We start from the raw sequence: 6,111 nt of genomic DNA on the forward strand, positions 1-6,111 counted from the left end.
CGCTTTTTCACGTCTTGGTCGCGTTTTGGCCGCATTTCCGCCTACGGTCCGCGCATCTTGGGCGCCTGGCGGGATGGCCGAGGACGGCGGCCGAAACCAAATATTAACTGTGTTTCTTGAACCGCGGTTAACCCAAACGTGGTTACTGGGTGATCAACGAAATCACTCGAATGCGAAGGAGAGGCGGCATGGGCCGTATCGCAGCACTTACCAGAAACCCGGCAATGATCGCGCTGGTGGCGGCCCTCGCCATCACCGGTTGCGCCTCGAAGAAGACCCCGAACAGCGCGGCCGATCTCGGCCTGAATGGCGCCGGCGCCGCCACGCCCGGCTCGGCGCAGGACTTCACCGTCAACATCGGCGACCGCATCTTCTTCGACACCGACTCTTCGTCGATCCGCGCCGACGCGCAGACGACGCTGGGGCGCCAGGCGCAGTGGCTCAACCAGTACAGGCAATATGCCATCGTCATCGAAGGCCATGCCGACGAGCGCGGCACGCGCGAGTACAATCTGGCGCTGGGCGCCCGCCGCGCCGCCGCCACCCGCGACTTCCTGGTTTCCAAGGGCGTCGGGGCCAATCGTCTGAAGACGATCTCCTACGGCAAGGAACGCCCGGTCGCCGTCTGCGACGACATCTCGTGCTGGTCGCAGAACCGCCGCGCCGTCACCACGCTCTCCGGCGCCGGCTCCTGACGTTTCGTCAGGCGGCAAAAATACAACATCGCGGCATGAAAGGCGGCCTCAGGGCTGCCTTTTTCATATGCGACCGCTTGAAACAAAATTTGGCCGAAGTCTCGCGTCCTGCTAAGAGCGCGAGGGCGCTTCCTCCCATTCCGATTTGGAAAGGCGCATCAAGGCCAACAGGTTTCACGGCGAGAGATAGAATGCATTTCAGAACGGTCCTGAGCGGCACGCTTGCGCTGCTGCTCGTATCAAGCATCGCAGGCGTCGCCGCCCCGGTGGACAGCGGGCAATCTTCCGACAGCGGGTTCACCTTCCACCTGCCGACGCTCGGCATCTTCGGCGACAAGAAGAAGGCCGAGCCGGCGCAGCTGGCGCAGCAGGACGGCGCCGGCATGACCGGTCTGGAAGATCAACTGCGCCAGATGAACGGCAAGATCGAGGAGCTCAATTTCCAGATCCTGCAAATGCAGGAGCAGATGCGCAAGCAGCAGGAAGACAACGAGTTCCGCTTCCAGCAGCTCGAAGGCGGCTCGCAGGGCGCCAAGCCCGCCGGGCAGAAGAAATCCGAGACCGCGCCGCAGGATGGCAATACCAGCAACGGCAACACGAGTATGGGCGATGCGGGCACCGGCGACAGCGGTACCGAGACCGGCGCCCAAGCCCCGGCGACGCAAGCTCCGGCCGGCGCGGCTGCGCAGGACGGCGGCGGCAAGAGCGTCGGCGACGTCATCGTCGAGTCGCAGGCCGGCGACCCGGGCAAGCTGATCACCGGCGCGCCGCCGAAGACCTTCGGCACCATCAAGGTCGACAAGAACGGCAATGTCGTTAACGCCGAACCCGGCGCGCAGGCGAGCGCCCCGGCCGAGGCTCCGGCGGCCACGGCGAGCGCGCCGACCGCCGAGAGTCCGGCCAAGAGCGGCAAGAACAAGTCGGGTGGCACGGTGGTTGCGGCACTGCCTTCCACCAACGATCCGGACGAGCTCTACCGCAACTCCTACCAGTTCATCCTGTCTGGCGACTATCCCACCGCCGAGCAGGGGTTCCGCGATCATATTTCCCGCTTCCCCAAGGACGCCAAGGCGGCGGACGCGCATTACTGGCTGGGCGAATCCCTGCTTGGCCAGCAGAAATACCGCGACGCGGCGGAGGTTTTCCTTGCCGCCAGCAAGGATTATCCGAAGGCCAAGAAGGCGCCCGACATGTTGTTGAAGCTCGGCGTGTCGCTGGTCGGCCTCAAGCAGAACGACGTGGCCTGCGCCACCTTCAGCGAGATCGGCAAGCGCTATCCGGATGTTTCCGGCACGCTCAAGGAGCGCATCAAGCAGGAAAAGGCGCTGGCGTCGTGCTAGCTTGCATGTCGCTGTCCCGAAACCGGGATCACTTTTGGGCGACATGCACTGATGCTCGGCACCGGGCCTGACCTTTCGGACGACCTTTTTTCAGACTTCGACTTTTCCACCGGCGCCGTTGCAGCCGTGTCCGGCGGCAGCGACTCGACCGCCCTTCTCCTTCTCCTCAAGCACCACCTCGACCGAACCCTGCCCGCGGCAAGGCTGCTTGCGGTGACGATCGATCATGACCTGAGACCAGGTTCGGCAGCCGAAGCGCAAGCGGTGGCCCGGCTCTGCGCCGAGCACGGCATCGCGCATCGCACGCTCATCTGGTCCGGCGGCAAGCCGTCGGCGGGCCTTCCCGCCGCCGCGCGCGAGGCGCGCTATCGGCTGCTGGCCGAGGCGGCGGAGGCAGAAGGCATCCGCCTGATCCTGACCGGCCACACCGCCGACGACCAGGCGGAGACCGTGCTGATGCGGCAAGCTCGTGAAGAGAAGGCCCGCGACGAGGATGCGCGCGACGGCCGCGGCTTGGCCGGCATGGCGCCCGCCACGCTCTACGATTGGCGTACATGGATCGCCCGACCGCTGCTCGGCACGCGCCGCGCGGTATTGCGCGAGATGCTGGAGCGCCGCGGCATCGGCTGGACCGAGGATCCGACCAATGTCGACCGGCGTTTCGAGCGGCCGCGCATGCGCATCGCGCTTGCAGGCGACGACGGCGAAGCGCGCTTTGCGCAAGTAATCGCCAAGGCCGGGCACGCAGCCGCCGAGCGCGAGGACCTCGGCCGTCGCGCGGCCGCGCTGATCGGCGCCCTTGCCGACAGCCCGGCTTCAGGGCTCATCCGCCTCGATCGCGATCTCGCCAATGGCGAAGACAGCGAAGCGGCCGTCTATGCGCTGCGCATCCTGCTCGCCACGGTCGGCGGCGTCTCGTTCCTCGTCGAGGAGGCACGTTGCCGGGCGCTGTTCGAGCGTCTCCGGTCCGGGGCGCTTTGCGCCACATTGTCGCGGACAGTGGTCGATGCGCGCCGGACCGGCATCTTTCTGCATCGCGAGGCCCGCAATCTGCCCGCCGTTCCGGCAAAGGACCAGGCCCTTTGGGACGGTCGGCGGAGGATCACATTGAGCGACAGATCGGGCGGGTTGGTGATCGCCCCTGTAGGGCCTGCCGCCGCCAAACGATTTGCCCCGGAAGGTGGCGTGCCGGCAAGCGTGCTGCGCAGGGCGCTCGCCGCAGAACCCGCGCTGTGGCGCGGCGGCGAACGCCTTGATTTTGCTGGCGGTGACGCCCCGGCGTCGCCAATGGCAATCGTCCCGGTGGTGTCGCCTTTCGCCCGCTTCCTGCCGGCCTTCGATCTCAAGCCCGCGGCAGCGGTCGCCACGCTGATCGGCGCGCCGCCGCTGCCGCCATTGCCTTTTCGCGGCCATGATCGCGGCGGAGCATGGGCGAAAGCTTAACCGAGGCGTGCTGTTATGCTTGGCAAGGGGAGGCGCTCTCCCTATGTTAGGCCCAAGCCTCCTCCATCATCGTGGGTCCGCGCGCGGACGCCAACAGGACAATAGATGAATCCGAACTATCGCAACCTCGCGCTCTGGGCGATCATAGCGGTCCTGCTCATCGCCCTGTTTAACCTTTTCCAGACGCCGCAGACGCGCGGCGCTTCCAGCGAGATTGCCTATTCGCAGTTCCTGCAGGATGTCGCGTCCGGCCGGGTCAAGAGCGTGACCATTGCAGGCGCCCGCATCTCGGGCAACTACACGGACAACGCCAACGGCTTCCAGACCTATTCGCCCGGCGATCCGTCGCTGGTCTCGAGGCTGCAGGACAAGAACGTCACCATCAACGCCCGGCCTGAAACCGACGGCTCCAACTCGCTGTTCGGCTACCTGATCTCGTGGCTGCCCATGATCCTGATCCTCGGCGTGTGGATTTTCTTCATGCGCCAGATGCAGTCCGGCTCCGGCCGCGCCATGGGCTTTGGCAAGTCGAAGGCCAAGCTGCTCACCGAAGCGCATGGCCGCGTCACCTTCCAGGACGTCGCAGGCGTCGACGAGGCCAAGGAAGACCTTGAGGAAATCGTCGAGTTCCTGCGCGATCCGCAGAAGTTCCAGCGCCTCGGCGGCAAGATCCCGCGCGGCGTGCTTCTGGTCGGCCCTCCCGGAACCGGCAAGACGCTGCTCGCCCGCTCGGTCGCCGGCGAAGCCAATGTGCCGTTCTTCACCATCTCCGGCTCGGACTTCGTCGAGATGTTCGTCGGCGTCGGCGCCAGCCGTGTGCGCGACATGTTCGACCAGGCCAAGAAGAACGCGCCCTGTATCATCTTCATCGACGAAATCGACGCGGTCGGCCGTCATCGCGGCGCCGGCCTCGGCGGCGGCAATGACGAGCGCGAGCAGACGCTGAACCAGCTCCTGGTCGAGATGGACGGCTTCGAGTCCAACGAAAGCATCATCCTGATCGCCGCCACCAACCGGCCCGACGTGCTCGACCCGGCGCTGCTGAGACCCGGCCGCTTCGACCGCCAGGTCGTGGTGCCGAACCCCGACATCGTCGGGCGCGAAAAGATCCTCAAGGTGCATGTGCGCAACGTTCCGCTGGCGCCCAATGTCGACCTCAAGGTCATCGCGCGCGGCACGCCGGGCTTCTCCGGCGCCGACCTGATGAACCTCGTCAACGAATCCGCGCTGATGGCGGCGCGCCGCAACAAGCGGCTCGTCACCATGGCCGAGTTCGAGGACGCCAAGGACAAGATCATGATGGGCGCCGAGCGCCGCTCGTCGGCGATGACGCAGGCCGAGAAGGAGCTCACCGCCTATCACGAGGCCGGCCACGCCATCCTGGCGCTCAACGTGCCGACGGCCGACCCGCTGCACAAGGCGACCATCATCCCGCGCGGCCGCGCGCTCGGCATGGTCATGCAGCTGCCGGAAGGCGACCGCTATTCGATGAGCTACAAATACATGATCTCCAGGCTCGCGATCATGATGGGCGGCCGCGTCGCCGAGGAGTTCAAGTTCGGCAAGGAGAACATCACCTCCGGCGCCTCCTCCGACATCGAGCAGGCGACGAAGCTGGCGCGCGCCATGGTCACGCGCTGGGGCTTCTCCGACAAGCTCGGCCATGTCGCCTATGGCGACAACCAGGAAGAGGTCTTCCTCGGCCATTCGGTGGCGCGCACGCAGAACATTTCGGAAGAGACGGCGCAGATCATCGATGCCGAAGTGCGCCGGCTGATCGACGATGCCTATTCGACGGCCAAGACCATCCTGACCAAGAAGAAGAAGGACTGGATCGCGCTGGCCGAAGGGCTGCTCGAATACGAGACGCTGACCGGCGAGGAGATCAAGCAGCTGATCGCCGGCCACAAGCCCGCCCGCGACCTTGGCGACGACACGCCGCCCAGCCGTGGCTCGGCCGTGCCGAAGGCCGGCACCGGCGGCCGCCGCAAGAAGGGCCCCGAGCCCGAAGGCGGCATGGAGCCGCAGCCGCAGGGCTAATTCTGGAAGATAACTACCAAAGAACGCCGCGGCCACTGCCGCGGCGTTTTGTTTGGGAGGTCGCAGAGGGTTTGCGAGTCATTCCTGCGACGTTGGCGTTTGGCGAAAGCCGGCGCGACAGCCAATCTCCCCCCTTGTGGGGAGATGCCCGGCAGGGCAGAGGGGGGCGCTGTCCCGCCGGCATGTCAAGTCTTGGGGTTCCTCGCCCACGCTGAAAGCGAGGGAGAGGTGCCGCGAAGCGGCCGGAGAGAGGGGCCCTCATACGGCAATTCCCTCTCAGCCTCTCCTTCACAACGGGGGCGTTAGGAAGTCAGCGTCGAGTTCCTTCGCGCCCCCCTCTGTCCTGCCGGACATCTCCCCCACAAGGGGGGAGATTGGCGGCGTCGCCGCCGGCGCTTCTCAGCCTGCGGCCCTCCTGGCATCGCCCAACAAAAAAGGCCCGCGTACCTCGGCGTCGCCGCCGGCGCTTCTCAGCCTGCGGCCCTCCTGGCATCGCCCAACAAAAAAGGCCCGCGTACCTTGCGATGCGCGGGCCTTTTTTGACTAGGGTCAGGACTCATTGATCCAGAAGATGAAGGCTGCAGCGAAGGCGA

4 protein-coding genes are annotated in these 6,111 nt (G+C 65.9%); all 4 read left to right on the top strand.

The window, feature by feature from the left end:
• Window positions 1-188 precede the first annotated feature (188 nt).
• The 4 genes from pal to ftsH all read left to right on the top strand — a co-directional run bounded on the left by pal (window position 189) and on the right by ftsH (window position 5,518).
• Window positions 189-695, top strand: a complete 507-nt coding sequence (pal, locus tag AU465_RS08490) for a peptidoglycan-associated lipoprotein Pal (protein WP_192245805.1) — start codon at window positions 189-191, stop codon at window positions 693-695.
• A gap of 191 nt (window positions 696-886) precedes the next feature.
• A complete protein-coding gene (gene ybgF / locus AU465_RS08495; RefSeq protein ID WP_192245807.1) occupies window positions 887-2,035 on the top strand; it encodes a tol-pal system protein YbgF in 1,149 nt (382 codons plus the stop codon).
• 51 nt (window positions 2,036-2,086) lie between these two features.
• On the top strand, window positions 2,087-3,478 hold the full coding sequence (tilS, locus tag AU465_RS08500) for a tRNA lysidine(34) synthetase TilS (protein ID WP_192245809.1): 1,392 nt from the start codon (window positions 2,087-2,089) through the stop codon (window positions 3,476-3,478).
• A gap of 105 nt (window positions 3,479-3,583) precedes the next feature.
• Window positions 3,584-5,518: an ATP-dependent zinc metalloprotease FtsH gene (gene ftsH / locus AU465_RS08505; protein WP_192245811.1), complete on the top strand. Its 1,935-nt coding sequence runs from the start codon at window positions 3,584-3,586 to the stop codon at window positions 5,516-5,518.
• The last annotated feature ends 593 nt before the right edge of the window (window positions 5,519-6,111 follow it).

Source organism: Mesorhizobium silamurunense (assembly GCF_014843905.1).
Classification (GTDB): Bacteria; Pseudomonadota; Alphaproteobacteria; order Rhizobiales; family Rhizobiaceae; genus Mesorhizobium; species Mesorhizobium silamurunense.